The 16150-nt window shown below is 39.1% G+C and carries 11 protein-coding genes and 1 pseudogene; 11 read left to right on the forward strand and 1 reads right to left on the reverse strand.

All coding sequences use genetic code 11. From position 1 onward, the window contains the following. Positions 1-279: 279 nt before the first annotated feature. The 9 genes from hepC to NSTC745_RS34370 all read left to right on the forward strand — a co-directional run bounded on the left by hepC (position 280) and on the right by NSTC745_RS34370 (position 11333). A complete protein-coding gene (gene hepC, locus NSTC745_RS34330; protein ID WP_445635020.1) occupies positions 280-1017 on the forward strand; it encodes a heterocyst development glycosyltransferase HepC in 738 nt (245 codons plus the stop codon). A gap of 136 nt (positions 1018-1153) precedes the next feature. After that, complete coding sequence (gene hepA / locus NSTC745_RS34335; protein WP_445635021.1) at positions 1154-2995, forward strand: heterocyst formation ABC transporter subunit HepA; 1842 nt, start codon at positions 1154-1156, stop codon at positions 2993-2995. Between the two features lie 144 nt (positions 2996-3139). After that, positions 3140-3979: a hypothetical protein gene (locus NSTC745_RS34340; RefSeq protein ID WP_445635022.1), complete on the forward strand. Its 840-nt coding sequence runs from the start codon at positions 3140-3142 to the stop codon at positions 3977-3979. A 60-nt stretch (positions 3980-4039) separates the two neighbouring features. Next, positions 4040-5236 (forward strand): glycosyltransferase family 4 protein, encoded by a 1197-nt coding sequence (locus tag NSTC745_RS34345; RefSeq protein WP_445635023.1) that lies wholly within the window; start codon positions 4040-4042, stop codon positions 5234-5236. A gap of 16 nt (positions 5237-5252) precedes the next feature. Then, entirely contained in the window at positions 5253-6236 is a 984-nt protein-coding gene (locus NSTC745_RS34350; RefSeq protein ID WP_445635024.1) for a glycosyltransferase family 2 protein, read from the forward strand. A gap of 188 nt (positions 6237-6424) precedes the next feature. Continuing rightward, positions 6425-7648 (forward strand): glycosyltransferase family 4 protein, encoded by a 1224-nt coding sequence (locus NSTC745_RS34355; RefSeq protein WP_445635025.1) that lies wholly within the window; start codon positions 6425-6427, stop codon positions 7646-7648. Further along, the gene (locus tag NSTC745_RS34360; protein ID WP_445635026.1) at positions 7566-8510 is read left to right on the forward strand and encodes a glycosyltransferase family 2 protein; all 945 of its coding nucleotides are present in this window, start codon (positions 7566-7568) and stop codon (positions 8508-8510) included. Before NSTC745_RS34355 ends, NSTC745_RS34360 begins: the two co-directional genes overlap by 83 nt. A gap of 135 nt (positions 8511-8645) precedes the next feature. Next, entirely contained in the window at positions 8646-10130 is a 1485-nt protein-coding gene (locus NSTC745_RS34365) for an O-antigen ligase domain-containing protein (protein WP_445635027.1), read from the forward strand. Positions 10131-10211: 81 nt separating this feature from the next. Beyond that, positions 10212-11333 (forward strand): glycosyltransferase family 4 protein, encoded by a 1122-nt coding sequence (locus tag NSTC745_RS34370; RefSeq protein ID WP_445635028.1) that lies wholly within the window; start codon positions 10212-10214, stop codon positions 11331-11333. Between the two features lie 569 nt (positions 11334-11902). On the opposite strand, the pseudogene NSTC745_RS34375 reads toward NSTC745_RS34370, so the two are convergent. Next, a pseudogene (locus tag NSTC745_RS34375) lies at positions 11903-12556 on the reverse strand (Uma2 family endonuclease); the annotation flags it as partial. Between the two features lie 532 nt (positions 12557-13088). Here NSTC745_RS34375 and NSTC745_RS34380 point away from each other — a divergent pair. Next, entirely contained in the window at positions 13089-14381 is a 1293-nt protein-coding gene (locus NSTC745_RS34380; RefSeq protein ID WP_445635029.1) for an ATP-binding protein, read from the forward strand. Continuing rightward, positions 14371-16134 carry a tetratricopeptide repeat protein gene (locus NSTC745_RS34385; RefSeq protein WP_445635030.1) on the forward strand — a complete coding sequence of 588 codons (1764 nt, stop codon included), beginning with the start codon at positions 14371-14373 and terminating at the stop codon, positions 16132-16134. The genes NSTC745_RS34380 and NSTC745_RS34385 overlap by 11 nt, the downstream gene beginning before the upstream one ends. Positions 16135-16150 lie beyond the last annotated feature (16 nt).

Genomic DNA, 16150 nt, shown 5'->3' on the forward strand with positions numbered 1-16150 from the left:
TTTTACTTGTAATTCAAGATAAGGTTTCAGACCATTATCTCCACAGGTAGGTTTGTTTTAGATAGTGGTTAAATGTAATAATTCACAATCCCGAATCAGGAAAACTAGAAAATCAAGGATTACTAACACGGTTAATTTTCTAATTATTCTGGATTCTGACAGCTGACTCCTGAATTATTACATATAAATGACTATCTCTCACATAATTACGAATTAGCTTGATAGTTTTTCATAACGCCTCGCCTCAGCAATTCACTCTTGTATAAACCCAAAGACATCATGACAACTTCAATAATTCCAAATCTAGAGAATTTTTATGATGTAACTCAGCAAAACCAAAATCATTACTCTAGATCCTGCACATTAATGTGGCGACGGGGTAAGCTGTTGGTGAAGCCGCCGGGACGAGTTAAATTACCATATTTGCCTTCATTAAATAATCAGCGATCGCTAGTAGAATGCTTAAAACATTCTCCTATAAATTTAGTGAGCATAGATGCCAAACTGGGTGAAGATTTGCTACAGTTTTGGGCAGATGCCTGCGAACAAGCTCATAAACCAATATTCTTACGCATATCCGCTAGCAATAAACAGCTAAAACAAAGCAATCAAACCTTGAGATGGTTACAGCGAATAATTGATTGGATTGTTGCTTTTTCATTGCTGTTATTCCTCAGTCCAGTTATCCTGGGATTGATTGTATTGCTGCAATTTTATTCGCCAGAGTCACTTTTTTGTTATGAATGGCGCGTTGGAGAAAAAGGTAGACTTTTTCGAGGTGTTAAATTTTCCACAACACCAAACCACAATATCACCCTGTTAGGGCGTTGGATGCATAAATACAGCCTCAACAATCTGCCATTGTTATTTAATGTACTGCGCGGTGATATAAGTTTGATGGGATCTCGTTCTTTGACATTAGCAGATGCAATACAACTAGTTGAAGAAGAATTCAGAATTCAGAATGGGCTACACCCCGTTACGCTAACAGAATTCCAAAATTTATCTGTACGGTAGTTGATAGTTTAATCGTCAGGATTCAGAAGAGTTTGATATTCAATTTGAACAATGTTATTACTTCTTAACTTACCAATCATTCTGACTTCTGAATTCTGACTCCTGTTTATATGCCAAATTCTCGTTAGAAAAATCCATGCTTTTGAAACTTCCTCAAACAATCAGCAATCTGCTCAAAGCTACTAACTTTTGGCAGGACAATTATTTGATATTACGAGAAGTTGCAAACTTCCGCAAAATTGCAATTTCCGCTTTGGTATTTTCAATTTTGGCAGCAGCATTTGAAGGTGTGAGTATTGGCTTCTTACTTTCATTTTTGCAAAGCCTAACTAGCCCTAACGCTCAACCTGTTCAAACAGGAATAGATTTGTTTGATGTTTGGATTTTGGGAACTAAGACATCAGCCATTAATCGACTCTATCGTGTATCTCTATTAATTTTATTGAGTACTTGGTTACGTGCTACCTTTAATTACTTTTCCCAAGTCTACACAGAATTATCTCAATTACATCTTGCAGATCGCTTACGCAAGCAAATCTTTGAACAGTTACAAGCCTTATCCTTAAGCTACTTTGCCAAAACTCGTGCTGGGGAATTAATTAACACAATTACCACAGAGATTGACAGAATTAGACAAGGTTTTAGCGCCGCAGCTTTTTTATTTACTAGAGCAATAACAACTCTTGTTTACTTAATCTCAATGTTTCTGATCTCATGGCAACTAACTTTGATTTCAGCATTACTATTTACACTTTTAGGTGTAGGCTTATCGAATTTAAATGCCAGAGTCAGAGAATCAAGTTTTGGCGTCACAAATGCTAATTCTAATTTTACATCAACAGCCGTAGAATTTATTAATGGCATTCGCACTGTTCACTCCTATGGCACTCAAGAATTTGAGCGCCAACGTTACTATAAAGCTAGCGATAAAGTAGTAAGTACTACAACTAAAGTTGTCTTCACTTGGACACTTGTTAAACCAATTGCCGAAGGAGTAGCTACTACGGTATTGGTGGGAATGATTATTTTGGCATTTACTAGCCTTGTTAGTAATGGAACGCTACAAGTAGCTTCTTTACTAACATTTTTCTTTGTGCTATTTCGTTTTATCCCATTTGTCCAAGATATTAATGGGACGAGAGCATTTCTCAGTACTTTACATGGCTCCGCAAACAACATCAAAAATCTTCTGAAAACTGATGATAAAAATTATTTTCAAAATGGTCATATTAAATTTAAAGGTTTAAAAACCTCAATTAATTTAGTAGGTGTAGATTTTGGGTACGGCGATGAAAATCTAGTACTGCATAATATTACCCTAACCATTGAAAAGGGAAAAATGACAGCATTAGTCGGAGCTTCCGGAGCTGGTAAAACAACCCTTGCTGATTTAATTCCTAGATTTTATAATGCTACAGAGGGGAATGTTTACATCGATGAAACTGATATACGACTGTTTGAAATTAATTCTCTACGTTCGCAGATTGCAGTTGTTAGTCAGGATACTTTTATTTTCAATACTAGTGTTTGGCAAAACATTGCTTATGGAACTCCAGAAGCTACCAACGAGCAAATTCAAGAAGCTGCTAAATTAGCGAATGCACTAGAATTTATTTTAGAAATGCCTCAAGGTTTTAATACCCAATTAGGAGATAGGGGTGTTAGATTATCTGGAGGACAGAGACAGCGAATTGCTATTGCACGTGCGTTACTACGGAACCCAGAAATTTTGATTTTGGATGAAGCAACCAGCGCCTTAGATTCTCTATCAGAACGCTTGATTCAAGACTCATTAGAAAAGCTATCTGTTGGTAGAACAGTAATTGCGATCGCTCACCGTCTTTCTACTATTTCTAAAGCCGATAAAGTCGTGGTTCTGGAAGCAGGAAGAATAGTAGAACAAGGCAAATATGAAGAATTGCTCGGACGCCAAGGCAAGCTTTGGGAATATCACCAGATGCAATACTATAATTCCTAATTCCTAATACTCGCTTCCAGCAATAAGCAAACTATGTAATTCGTAATTACTAAATTACGAATTTACAAGATTGCTCAATTATCTAATTCTTGTTATTGGCAGATTATTCTGACTTCTATTTATAGTTTTAAAAAGGAAAAATCAATGGTAAATCTAGGCTACCACACGGCTAAAACGCAGGGAAAATTTATTCGTTCTCTATATAAAGCGGCCCTTCCTCAAATTGTCAGAATCCCGATAAAACAAACTCGGCAAGCTCCCATAAGTATTTATGCTTTATCATGCGAACGCGATTTGCCAGAACAAGTGGCAAGTATTCGCTCATTCATTCGCCATGTCGGTATTCCAGATACATTCACAGTGGTTTCTGATGGGAGTTATAGTGAATCTAGTTGTAATTTACTCCGCCGCATTCATCCTTGCGTTGAGGTCGTACTTTTAACAAACTTCGTGAGAACAGATTTACCTCAATGCGTTCTTGATTATGCTCAACTGCATCCAATGGGCAAAAAATTATCGGCATTAATGTCAATTCCTATTAATGGAACTACGATTTACACTGATTCAGATATTTTATTTTTTCCCGGTGGTGTAGACTTAATAAATTTGAGTGAATCGAACAACAAATACTCTCTTTATCTACCTGATTGTTCTATGTCGCTAGATGGGCGAATTATCTATGATGATTCTGAGAAGTTAAATCCGGTGAATGGTGGATTTATCTTATTTAAGCATGAATTTGACTGGACTTTTGCTATTGAACGTTTAGCAAACCTTCAAGAACATCCTAGCTATTTTACCGAACAAACAATTGTACATCTGACAATGCATTACAATCATGGTCAGCCTCTTTGCTCCAAAAAATATGTTCTGAATGTAGAAGATCAGTTCATTTATCCAGATAAATCTGCAAGTAAAGACATTGCTCTCAGGCATTATGTTAGCGATGTCAGACACAAATTTTGGTTTAATGTCGGCAGATAAGCTGAGGAACTAAAAGCTATAAATATACAAGCAATAAAATTAGTAACAACGCAGTAGTTAATGCCTAAAATAATTAATAATTTCAAGCATAAAGCTAAACAAGCACACAGTGAAAAGTTTGCAGAAAACCTGATTTACCAATGCTCCAATTTTGAAGTTGGTGAAGGTGGAGGTGTTGAAACTTATTTAGCTTCTCTATTTGAACATCGTTCGCCTGATATTAGCGATCGCGTAATTAAATCCCTCAAAAATATTGACCAAAGCCAGTTTAAATTACTACATCTCCACAGCCCAGATTTACTATTGCAGCTTACAGGTGAATGTCCTACAATCTTCAGCGTTCATAATCACTCGTTGTATTGTCCTAGCGGTACAAAGTATTTAGCTGGAGAGCGAACAATCTGCGATCGCAACTTTTCTTACTTAGGATGTACCTGGGGTAAATTAGTAGATAAATGTGGTAGCCGTAAACCATTAAGAACTCTCAGGGAGATTCAAGGTACTCAGCAGTTTTTAGATGTTTTAAAAAAGATAAAAGTTACTTTTATCGCTAATAGCGAATATGTGCGTCAACAGTTAATTAAAAACGGCATACCAGCCGAACAAACTGTAACAGTACATTGTGGTATTTCTTTGCCCCAAACACCAACTGCACCCCTAACTTTAGAAGTCCACCAAAATCAGAGAATTTTGTTTGTTGGTCGGATTGTTTCTGATAAAGGTTTGGAATGGTTGATTAAAACCTTAATACATACAAACCCGCAAATTCAACTTGATATTGCAGGTGAAGGATGGGAACGACCCCGGTTAGAAAAACTAGCAACTACCTTAGGATTGAATCATCGAATTACTTGGCATGGTTGGTGCGATCGCCATAAAATAAACCAATTATATCAACAGTGTTTTGCAGTCATTTTTCCCAGTGTATGGCCTGAACCTGCCGGTCTTGTAACCCTCGAAGCTTATGCTCGTTATCGTCCTGTAATTGGTAGTGCAGTCGGAGGAATACCCGAACATTTACGAGATGGAGAAACGGGGATTCTCGTTCCTGGTAATAATATTAAAAAATTGTCCCAAGCTATTAATTATTTGTCTGCGGATTATCAAAAAAGTAGAGATATGGGCACACAAGGTCATGCTTTATTGATGAGAGAATTTACAATGAATTGCCATGTAAATAATCTCCGAACAATTTATGCAAAAACAATAGCCGAATTTGATTATCCAGGGAAAAAGTTATATCAAACCCCTCAATAAACTAATAGAGCAAAATATGTCATTGCATCAACAACCATTAGTCAGCGTTATTATCCCTACTTATAATAGATCGGAGTATCTCAAGCAAGCGATCGCTAGCGCTGTTCAACAAACTTATCAAAATATTGAAATTATTGTTTCTGATAATTGCAGCCCAGAGAATCCCCAAGCCATTGTCGAATCTTTTAATGATTCGCGCATTCGATTTTGGCGACACGAGCAAAACGTCGGTATGCTTGCTAATCAGCAACACGCTTTCAAAATGGCGCAAGGTAAATACGTTGCTAGCCTCCATGACGATGATATGTGGAATCAAGACTTTTTAGCAAAGCTGGTACCACCATTAGAAGAAAACCCTGACTTAATTCTTGCTTTTTGCGACCAATATATCATAGATGCAAACGGCATAATTAATGATATTGGAACTGAAGAAAATACACGCGGTTTCAAACGCGACAAACTAACACCAGGAATTCATCAATCTTTCTCTAAAATTGGATTAATAGATAAAAGTATACCTACTGCTGCATCTTGTGTAATTCGCAATCACTTTATTGATTGGGATAGTATTCCCCCCGAAGTTGGCGGGATGTGGGATTTATATTTAACTTACGTTTGCTGTATATCTGGTCGTGGTGCTTACTATTATCCAGAAAGATTGACACGATATCGCGCCCACGAACAAACTGATACCATGCTCAGTGGTAGTCGAAATGTACAGGCAAAAATTCGCAAAGCTAAAAGTGAAATGTTTTGCTATGAAGTCTTTATGAAAGACTCTAGTTTACAAGAATTTAGGACACACTTTCAACAAAAATGGTTGGAAGCAAATACTACATTGGGAATCGGTTTGCTACGAAGTGAAGAAGTAGCAGCAGCACGTCCTTATTTTTGGCAGGCGTTGAAAAAACAAAAATTTAATTTGCGAACTCTAGTCGCGCTGACGCTTAGTTTTACTCCGCGATTTTTTGCAAATAAGTTAATAGGAGTATCGAAATAGTGTAGTTCCTACATATGATTTGTAGAAATGATTTTTTAACAAACCGCTTTCGCGAAGCGTCTCGTTCGCTCTTAGCGTCTCGTAGAGAAGAGAAGGACGCCAAGGACGCAAAGAAAAGAAAATTCTCCTAAACTCTCTCTGCGCCTCTGCGCCTCTGCGTGAATTTTTATTCTTCAAAAACTTAGTGTATGAAACTTTGCATTGTTACTCATAAAATAAAAAAAGGTGATGGTCAAGGTCGAGTCAACTACGAAGTTGCTAACGAAGCACTCCGTCGGGGTCATCAACTAACATTATTAGCAAGTGAAATCGCACCAGAACTAGAACATAATACTCAAGTTAATTGGGTAAAAATTCCAGTCAAAGGCTATCCGACTGAATTTATACGTAATTTCATCTTTGCCCAAAAAAGCGCAGATTGGTTGCGTCAACATCGCGCAGACATTGATTTAATCAAAATTAATGGCGCGATTAATATGGCTGGCGCTGACGTAAATGCCGTACACTTTGTTCATAGTTCGTGGTTGCGATCGCCAGTTCATATTTCTCGCAACCGCCGAGATTTATATGGTTTATATCAGTGGCTATTTACTGCTTTTAATGCCCGTTGGGAAAAACAAGCTTTTCAAAAAGCTAAGGTCGTTGTAGCAGTATCCGAAAAGGTAGCCCAGGAATTAATTAACATTGGTGTACCTCGTTCTCGCATCCGCGTAATTGTCAATGGAGTAGACCTAGAAGAGTTTACACCTGGTGAAAGCGTAGGCGTAGCCCGCCGTAGGCATCGCCAAAAATTAGGTTTACCAGAAAATGTCACCCTAGCATTGTTCGCCGGTGACATCCGCACGCCCAGGAAGAACTTAGATACAGTCCTACACGCCTTAACTAAGGTTCCCGATTTACATTTAGTAGTGGTAGGTCACATTGAAGGTAGCCCTTTCCCTCAATTAGCGACTTCTTTGGGGTTAAACGATCGCGTGCATTTTGTTGGATTTCGTCGTGATATCCCCGAAATTATGCGATCGGTAGATTTATTTATTTTTCCTTCCCGATATGAAGCTTGTAGCTTGGTATTGTTAGAAGCACTGGCTTCAGGACTGCCAGTAATTACTGCCACAGCTACCGGGGGTGCAGAGTTAGTAACACCAGAATGTGGCATCGTCTTAACCGACTCAGATGATATCAATGCATTGGCAACAGCATTGATGTCCTTAGTCAGCGAACAATCGCCGATGCAACAAATGAGCCAAGCTGCTCGTTCTGTGGCAGAACAACACAGCTGGACTACTATGGCACAAACTTATGTGGATCTATTCGAGGAGTTAAGCAAGAATGCTCAACACCGTTCTCATACCGACTTATCGCCGTCCACAAGACCTATCACGCTGCCTTTTGGCGCTACAGGAGCAAACTAAACCAGCCCATCAGGTGATAGTGGTTGTCCGGGATACGGATGTAGAAACTTGGGAATTTCTCTCCCAATTCAAAGCAGGCAATTTGCCACTACAAACTGTGAAAGTTACACAACCAGGGGTAGTAGCAGCCCTCAACGCCGCACTCTCAGAGGTGCAGGGCGATATTCTTTCCATCACTGATGATGATGCTGCACCCCATCCCGATTGGTTAGAACGTATCGCCGCTTACTTTGCCTGTGACAGCCGTCTTGGCGGTCTTGGTGGACGTGATTGGATACATCACAGCAACAAATTAGAAGACGAATCTCGCTTGGTAGTTGGTCGATTGCAGTGGTTTGGACGCGTAATTGGCAACCATCATCTGGGGGTAGGAGAACCCCGCGAAGTTGATGTTCTCAAAGGCGTAAACATGAGTTTCCGCAAAGAGGCAATAAGGGAGTTGCGTTTTGACGAACGGATGCGAGGTACAGGAGCGCAAGTACACTTTGAAATGGCATTCACGCTGGCATTAAAGCGAGCTGGTTGGAAGATAATTTACGACCCTAACATTGCTGTAGAACACTACCCAGCACAACGTTTTGATGAAGATCTGCGAAATAATTTTAATGAAATTGCCTTGATTAATTTAGTTCATAATGAAACCTTAGTTTTATTAGAACACTTACCATTTATTCGGCGAATTGTATTTTTATTATGGTCAATATTAGTTGGAACCTGTGATAGTTTTGGGTTAATACAATGGATAAGATTTTTACCCAGGCAAGGACACTTGGCAACTAAAAAATTATTGGTATCTTGGCGTGGACGTTGGCAAGGATATAAGGAATTTAGAATTCAGAATTCAGAATTCAAAATTGAATAATATTACTGGCCAAATTATTTATAACTTAGTTGAAGTTTGCCAAATATACAAGCTACACCTAAACGCTAGGAATCAAAACTATTTAACTTCTGAATTCTAACTCCTGAATTCTGAATTCTATTAATCCAAGATTGAATGATTTCCAAACAGATACTTTACAATAGTTTTTCACAAGAAAGCTATTCTCCTGAGGAGCGATCGCCACAGGGTTGGATGGCGATCGCTGGCTTTCTCCTATTAACTGTAGTTTGCTATTTTGCTGGTGCTACTGCTGCACTGCGCCTAATTTATCCGGTGACAGCTTTATTAGTAGCCGTGTTTTTATACTTGCGCCATCCCATTCTCTACATCGGTTTTACTTGGTGGATATGCTTTCTCACACCCTTAGCTACCCGCTTAGTTGATTATCGAGTCGGCTGGGACCCTACCCGTCAAATGCTGATAGCACCATACTTAGTGGTGTTTGTCACCATTGCAACTTTTTTAAAACGCTTTAAAAGCGCCTATTATCAAGGGGGTTTGCCGTTTATTTTGGCTTTTATTGGAGTCTTTTACGGCTTTTTAGTAGGTTTAATTTACAACGCGCCAGTTCCCGTAGCGCGGGGTTTATTGGATTGGCTAGGCCCAATTATTTTTGCTTTTCACTTATTTATTAACTGGCGAGATTATCCTACTTATCGCCAAAATTTTCAGCGAACATTCCTCTGGTGTGTATTAATTTTAGGAGCTTATGGCGTATACCAATTTGTTGTCGCTCCTGAGTGGGATAGATACTGGCTCATACAATCAAAACTATTCATGAGTGCTGGAAATCCCGTGCCTTTTGGGATGCGCGTCTGGAGTACGTTGCACTCAGTCGGCCCCTTTGGTTCTGTCATGCAAGCTGGGTTATTGTTATTATTTACCAGTTCCGGAAGTTTAATTTTTCCGGCTTCAGCCGTTGGTTATTTATCCTTTTTATTGACACAAGCGCGTACAAATTGGGGCGGCTGGTTATTGGGAATAATTATGATTGTGGGTTCAGTTAAAACCCGGATTCAAATGCGCTTAATAACCATAATTGTGGTAATGGCGATTTGTGTTGTGCCATTAACAACCATCGAGCCAATTTCTAAGGTTGTATCAGCTCGTTTGGAAACTTTTTCTAATTTGGAAGAAGATAATAGTTTTAGAGATAGATCTCAAAGTTACGACAAAAACCTGAGTCTAGCTCTTTCTAATGCTTTAGGTAACGGATTAGGAAATATCTGGAAAGTAAACGAAAAAACCGGTCAAATCGAAGTAGTGGTAATTGACAGTGGCATTCTAGATATGTTTTTTACCCTTGGTTGGTTTGGAGCCAGCTTTTACATGGGTGGATTAATCTTGTTAATTATTAGTGTTAGCAAATATGGTGAAGGCCGTTTTGATAGTTTTATCAGTGCTGCCCGCGCCATTGGTATTAGCTCTGCAACACAACTAGTTATTGGTAGTGGCATGTTGAGTGTAGCAGGTATGATTCTTTGGGGATTTTTAGCTATGGCTATGGCAGGACATAAATATTATCTTCAAGAAAATTTTTCACGCAGAGGCGCAGAGACACAGAGAGGAAAAGTTGAGAATACTTATCCAAATTTGTAGACATCTTAAAAAACTCTTAATTCTCTCTGCGACTCTGCGCCTCTGCGTGAGAAAAATATTTTTACTAAACAGGTTGAAATTATGAAAGCAATTATTGTAATGCCACTAGCCGAACAACGAGGCGGCGGTGAAATGATGCTCTGGGATTTGATGCAGCAGGGACGTAATGCTGGCGTTGAGTGGCTTGTAATATTTTTAGAAAACGGCCCGATGGTAGAGCAAGTAAAGTCCCTGGGTATTGAGACGCGAGTTGTGGAAAGTGGACGGTTGCGCCAAATTCACCGTTTTATCGCTGCTGTTTTGCAGATAGCTGCGATCGCCCGCGAGGAACATGCAGATATAATCGTCAATTGGATGTGGATAACGCACATATCCGGAGGTCTGGCGGCGATGTTGGCGGGGTTACCTGCTGTGTGGTATCAGCTAGAAGTACCTAGCGATAAGCCTTTGTTAGTAAGACTTGCTACCTTAATCCCAGCGCAGGCAATTATTACCCTCTCCGAAGATGGCAAGCAAGCACAAGCCGAGATTTGGCCGCACAGACCAACACCTCTGGTTTATCCTGGCGTTGCACTAGACCGATTTGAACCTGGCGCTTTACCTTCTCCTGAAGAAGCACGGCGAAAGTTGGGCTTACCTTCGCACGGGCCATTGATTGGAATTGTCGGACGATTGCAACGATGGAAGGGAATGCACGTATTGGTACAAGCAATGCCTAAAATTTTACAGCAGTATCCCGATGCCCATTGTGTAATAGTTGGCGGTAAGCACGATTTGGAACCGGATTATGAGGACTTTTTAAAAGCAGAAATCGCCGCTTTAGGCTTGAAACAGCAAGTAATTATGGCTGGGTTACAGCGCAATATTCCAGAGTGGGTACAGGCGATGGATGTATTTGTTCATGCATCCGATAAAGAACCCTTTGGTATTGTAATTATTGAAGCGATGGCGCTAGGCAAACCTGTAATTGCTGGCGATGCAGGCGGGCCAACGGAGATTATCACAGATGGGATTAATGGACTATTAACACCTTACGGCGATGCGGATAAATTAGCGATCGCTATTCTCCGTTATCTTGACGAGCAAGAATTTGCCCAAAGTGCCGGAGTCGCTGCTAGGCAACGCGCCCTCGATTTCTCAACGCATAATTATGCTCAAAACTTTATCAACACCGTTCGTTCTGTAATACCAAGCGTTTCCTAAATATACAGCGTTTTTTAGGGAAATGAAGTACGCCAGTAGGGGCACAACATTGTTGTGCCCTTACAACTGTTAAAAGAATTTTAGCATGATTTACTTGTATAAAGATTAGGACTTACGCACACTCTATCAATTCTTAGCGTTCTTCTCTACGAGACGCTACGCGAACGCGAACGCGAAGCGTTCCGCAGGAAAGGCGTCTTGGCGGTTCGATAAATTAAGCTTTTTCGTGATTTTTGCGTAAGTCCTGAAGATGTCAAAATCAAACTTTTTAACTCATAGATCGCAGTAGTCTAAATTGTATCTGGGTCGATATTTAATTCACGCAATTTTGCTGCCAAACGTTGCGCCTGTTGTTGTGCTTGTTCTACCTGTTGTTGTGCTTGTTCTACCTGTTGTTGTGCTTGTTCTGCCTGTTGTTGTGCTTGTTCTGCCTGTTGTTGTGCTTGTTCTACCTGTTGTTGCGCTTTTTCTGCCTGTTGTTGTGCTTGTTCTGCCTGTTGTTGTGCTTGTTCTGCCTGTTGTTGTGCTTGTTCTACCTGTTGTTGCGCTTGTTCTGCCTTTTGTTGTGCTTGTTCTGCCTTTTTTTCTACCTGTTCTAGTCTTTGTTCTGTCTGTTCTGCTCTTTCTTCAGGTGTTTGTACTAGTTGTCTATCTGGTGTAAAAAACCGCAATAATCCCTGATGAATTCCTAGATACAAACCTAACTGTTGACTCCACAAATGTCCTTGCTCGTTGAGTTGCAGAGGTTGATATTCTCCATCTACTAAATGAAATCCTGCAAATTCTAATGTGTATGGGTCAAACCAAAAATAATCAGGGGTGCGGAAAGTATCTTGATAAATTTCTTTTTTTAAACCTCTGTCTGTCTTTGCTGTTGAGTCCGACAATATTTCTAGAATTAAATTCGGATATTTACCATCTTCTTCCCAAACTGCCCAACTCTTACGCGTTTTGCGTTGGGTTCCCAACACTACAAAAAAGTCTGGCCCTCGAAAATATTCTGATTTGAGTTGACGTGGACTGTAGTAGATAGTCAAGTTTCCCGCTGCATAGAAATCATTTCTATCTCGCCACAGCCATTCTAAACAGGTCAAAAGTAAAATTATTTGTCGTAGATGCAGTTCGGTTTCCAAGGGAGGTTCATCACTATATAAATCACCAGGAGGAAATATAACATCACTAGGGATGCCTTCTTGAGATTCTAATTCTTGAGCTATGGTCATAGAATTGACAGGGCATCGAATATTTATGGATTTATTTTAGCAGCATTATAGTTGGCGATCGCTAGAATCGAGAATGCAATGCCACTGATATCGTGGGGGCAAAGCATAATGCTAAACCTCTACAGTATGGTCTATTTATTTGAAAATTGCTTTAAGTTACATTCAGCCCTAGAGCTAGATAAAGCGAAGCACACAAAAAATTTATTTTTATATCTGAAAATTTTATTTTTTTATTGTGTTAAGTAACTTTCACTATTTCATCTGTATAATCTATCATTCACTATTAACTGATAAATGTATAATCTATCATTCAGTTTTATTTATTATCGCCTTGTATTGCTTATTTAGCCGTTGGCATTTTGGTAATCAAGTATCTATTTTTAATAAATAACTAACTACTCACCTAGTAGTCATTTATTGATACAATTTGAGAACTTAGATAGGCGTACTCTATTTTAAACATCGCCTGAGCTTTTGCTACAAAAATGATGAGGCATTATATGAATAGTTGGCACTTTTACGGCACAATCTAATGTCTCAAGAATTATTAAACTCTTTTCAGTCAGCATATAGCAATCTCGAACTATTTCCGTTAATGGAACGCAATGAAATGGAAAGATTTAGAGTCGAATATGGTGATGATTTGATTGCAGATCTCAACCAATTAGTTGAAGACAGTCCCAATAAAGATGGCAAAATTGTCTTTACAGGACATCGCGGTTGTGGTAAGTCAACTTTGTTAGCTGAATTTAGCAGGCAAATTCAAAATAAGTATTTTGTAGTTCTATTTTCTATTGCTGACAAAATTGAAATGTCAGCAGTTAACCATATTAATATTCTCTTTGCCATTGCAGTTAATTTGATGGCAGAAGCTGAAGCACGACAAGTTGATATTCCTCAAAGTACTAAAGAGGCTCTTTATAAATGGTTTGCTACTCGCACCCGCACTGAAGAATTAAATTTGCAGGTAGAGGCTGAGATAGGTTTCGATTTACTCAAATTGATTAGCTCTAAATTAAAAGCTGATGCTAGCGTCCGCGATGAAATTAAACAAGAGTTTGAGCGCAAAATTTCAGATTTAGTCGCTAGGATTAACGAAATTGCTGCTTTGATTCAAGCTGCTACTAGACAAGATGTTTTAGTCATTATTGACGATTTGGATAAACTCGATTTAGGCAGAGTTAATGAAATTTATAAGGATAATATAAAAGCTCTTTGTCAACCAAATTTTAGGATTATTTACACCATTCCGATCGCAGTTCTTCGAGAAACATTTATAAGTACAATAATTGCTACAGAAACTAACGATCAAATTGTAGCAATGCCTGTCCTCAAAATCTTTGATAAAGGTAAAAATCGCTTTCCTAATGCTCAACCACGCTCGGAAGCAACAAAGATTCTCGGTGAAGTTTTACGCAAGCGTATTGCCAGGGAATTAATAGCACCAGAAACTGCTGAAAAAATTGTAATTTCCAGTGGAGGCGTATTGCGAGAGCTAATTCGGATTTCTAAAGAGTGCTGCCGTATTTGTTTGCGGATGATTCGGCGAAATCCCAACGCCGAAGTTATCATTGACGATCGAATTCTTGCCCAAGCAATCAATAAAATTCGCAATGATTTTTCTATTCGGTTAGGGAAAACCGATATCGATATCTTGCAAAGTGTTTACGAACAATTTATGCCCAATGACCCCAAACAAGCTGAGTTTTTAGATTTGCTACATGGTTTATACGTCCTAGAATATCGCACTGAAGAAACATGGTACGATGTCCACCCAATTATTATAGAAAGCTTGAAAAGGCAGGGAGCTATTAATGTTCAATGAAGATTTTTTAGATGATGAGGGAGAAAATCAAGATGCGTATGATGATTTAATTGTTTCTATTGAAGCTCAAACCCAAGGATTAAATTTACTGATTGCTGTTTGCGACGATCCTAACTTTCGCGATGAGATTATTGCTAGTTATGAAGCCGAATTAAAACCTAATTTTCGTGCATATCGAGTGATGTTAGCGCGTCACGAACCAAGTTTAAAAGCTGCTCTCAACCAACTCGTAGAACAAGAAGAGTATCTCCGTCAGCATCAACCTGCAATCATTACTGTTACAGGTGCCGAACAACTTTATTTTCTCAGATTAGGACAGGAACAATCCGAACAGGAGAAATTTTTTGGTTACTTACAGTGGACAAGGGAAGGATTGCGTGATTTTCCTTTTGGAATTGTGCTTTGGGTAACTAATCAAATTTTAATTAATTTGAGCAAAAAAGCTCCTGATTTTTGGAGTTGGCGCAACGGCGTATTTCGGTTTGCATCTAAAAAAACAAATGCTATTGCTGGAAAAGAATTAGAACCTATACGCTTTGTTTTTCGAGACACAGAATTAGCTGGCACAGATACTCATGAAAATAACCATTTCTTCTTGCCTATCCAAGATTTACAAAGGCTGATTGATAATATCGAGCACGAACGAGGAACTAAAGACCCCAGCTTGGCTACTTTATATTCAAGATTTGGTGATATTTATCGCAGCAGATTAGAACGCGGCGAGTCTCAAAATTATCAAGAAGAACAAGAACTAGCAATCAAGTATTGGCGTCAAGCAATTGAATTGCAAAATGAATTAGGTTTGCAAATAGATTTAGCTGCAAGCTTCAATAATTTAGCAGGATTATATCGTGTAACTGGACGCTACAGCGAAGCAGAACCACTATATCAAGAAGCTTTGCAATTAAGAAAACGCCTACTAGGTGAAAACCATCCCGCTTATGCTACAAGCTTGAATAATTTGGCAGGAATTTACAAATCTACGGGACAATATAGCAAAGCAGAACTTCTCTACCAACAAGCTTTGGAATTGAGAAAACGTTTATTGGGAGAAAATCATGCTGATGTTGTCGCTAGTCTGAATAATTTGGCATTATTATATGATGAGCAAGGGCGTTATGATGAGGCAGAGCCTTTGTATCTGCGATCGCTAGAAATTGCCAAAGGTTTACTAGGCGAAAATCATCCTTCTGTTGCTCTGATATTGAATAATTTAGCTCTACTTTATTATCATCAAGGACGCTACGGTGAAGCTGAACCTTTGTCGCAACAAGCTATAGAATTAGACAAGCAATTTTTGGGAGAGGAAAATCCAGACGTTGCTACAGATTTACACAATTTAGGTTTAATCTACCGCGCTCAAGGACGCTACAATGAGGCTGAATCTTTGTTTTTGCAATCCTTGGAACTGAAGCAACGCGTATTACAAAAGGCGCATCCGCTGTTAGCAGATACTATGTATGCTTTGGGTTATATGTATAGGGAACAGGGGCGCTATCAGGAGGCGGAACCTTTATGTATCAAAGCATTAGAACTCGATAAGCTTTTATTGGGAGAAAATCATCCGAATGTTGCAGAAAGTCTCAATAATTTAGCTGAAATTTATCGGGCAACTGGGCGTTATAGTGAAGCAGAATCTCTTTATTTGGAAGCGTTAGAAATTTGTGAGCGAGTTTGGGGTGTTGAGCATGTTCGGTGTGTGGCTGTGCAGGATAATTTAGAAAAGGTTAGGGTGGAAATGGGGAAGAGTTAATAATTTCATTGATTGA

It is taken from the genome of Nostoc sp. DSM 114161 (genome assembly GCF_052692665.1).

Coding starts and splice junctions, on each gene's coding strand:
- NSTC745_RS34355 (WP_445635025.1), top strand. CDS start 6,425: ATGAAACTTTGCATTGTTACTCATAAAATAAAAAAAGGTGATGGTCAA.
- NSTC745_RS34360 (WP_445635026.1), top strand. CDS start 7,566: ATGCTCAACACCGTTCTCATACCGACTTATCGCCGTCCACAAGACCTA.
- NSTC745_RS34380 (WP_445635029.1), top strand. CDS start 13,089: ATGTCTCAAGAATTATTAAACTCTTTTCAGTCAGCATATAGCAATCTC.
- NSTC745_RS34345 (WP_445635023.1), top strand. CDS start 4,040: ATGCCTAAAATAATTAATAATTTCAAGCATAAAGCTAAACAAGCACAC.
- hepA (WP_445635021.1), top strand. CDS start 1,154: ATGCTTTTGAAACTTCCTCAAACAATCAGCAATCTGCTCAAAGCTACT.
- hepC (WP_445635020.1), top strand. CDS start 280: ATGACAACTTCAATAATTCCAAATCTAGAGAATTTTTATGATGTAACT.
- NSTC745_RS34365 (WP_445635027.1), top strand. CDS start 8,646: ATGATTTCCAAACAGATACTTTACAATAGTTTTTCACAAGAAAGCTAT.
- NSTC745_RS34340 (WP_445635022.1), top strand. CDS start 3,140: ATGGTAAATCTAGGCTACCACACGGCTAAAACGCAGGGAAAATTTATT.
- NSTC745_RS34385 (WP_445635030.1), top strand. CDS start 14,371: ATGTTCAATGAAGATTTTTTAGATGATGAGGGAGAAAATCAAGATGCG.
- NSTC745_RS34350 (WP_445635024.1), top strand. CDS start 5,253: ATGTCATTGCATCAACAACCATTAGTCAGCGTTATTATCCCTACTTAT.
- NSTC745_RS34370 (WP_445635028.1), top strand. CDS start 10,212: ATGAAAGCAATTATTGTAATGCCACTAGCCGAACAACGAGGCGGCGGT.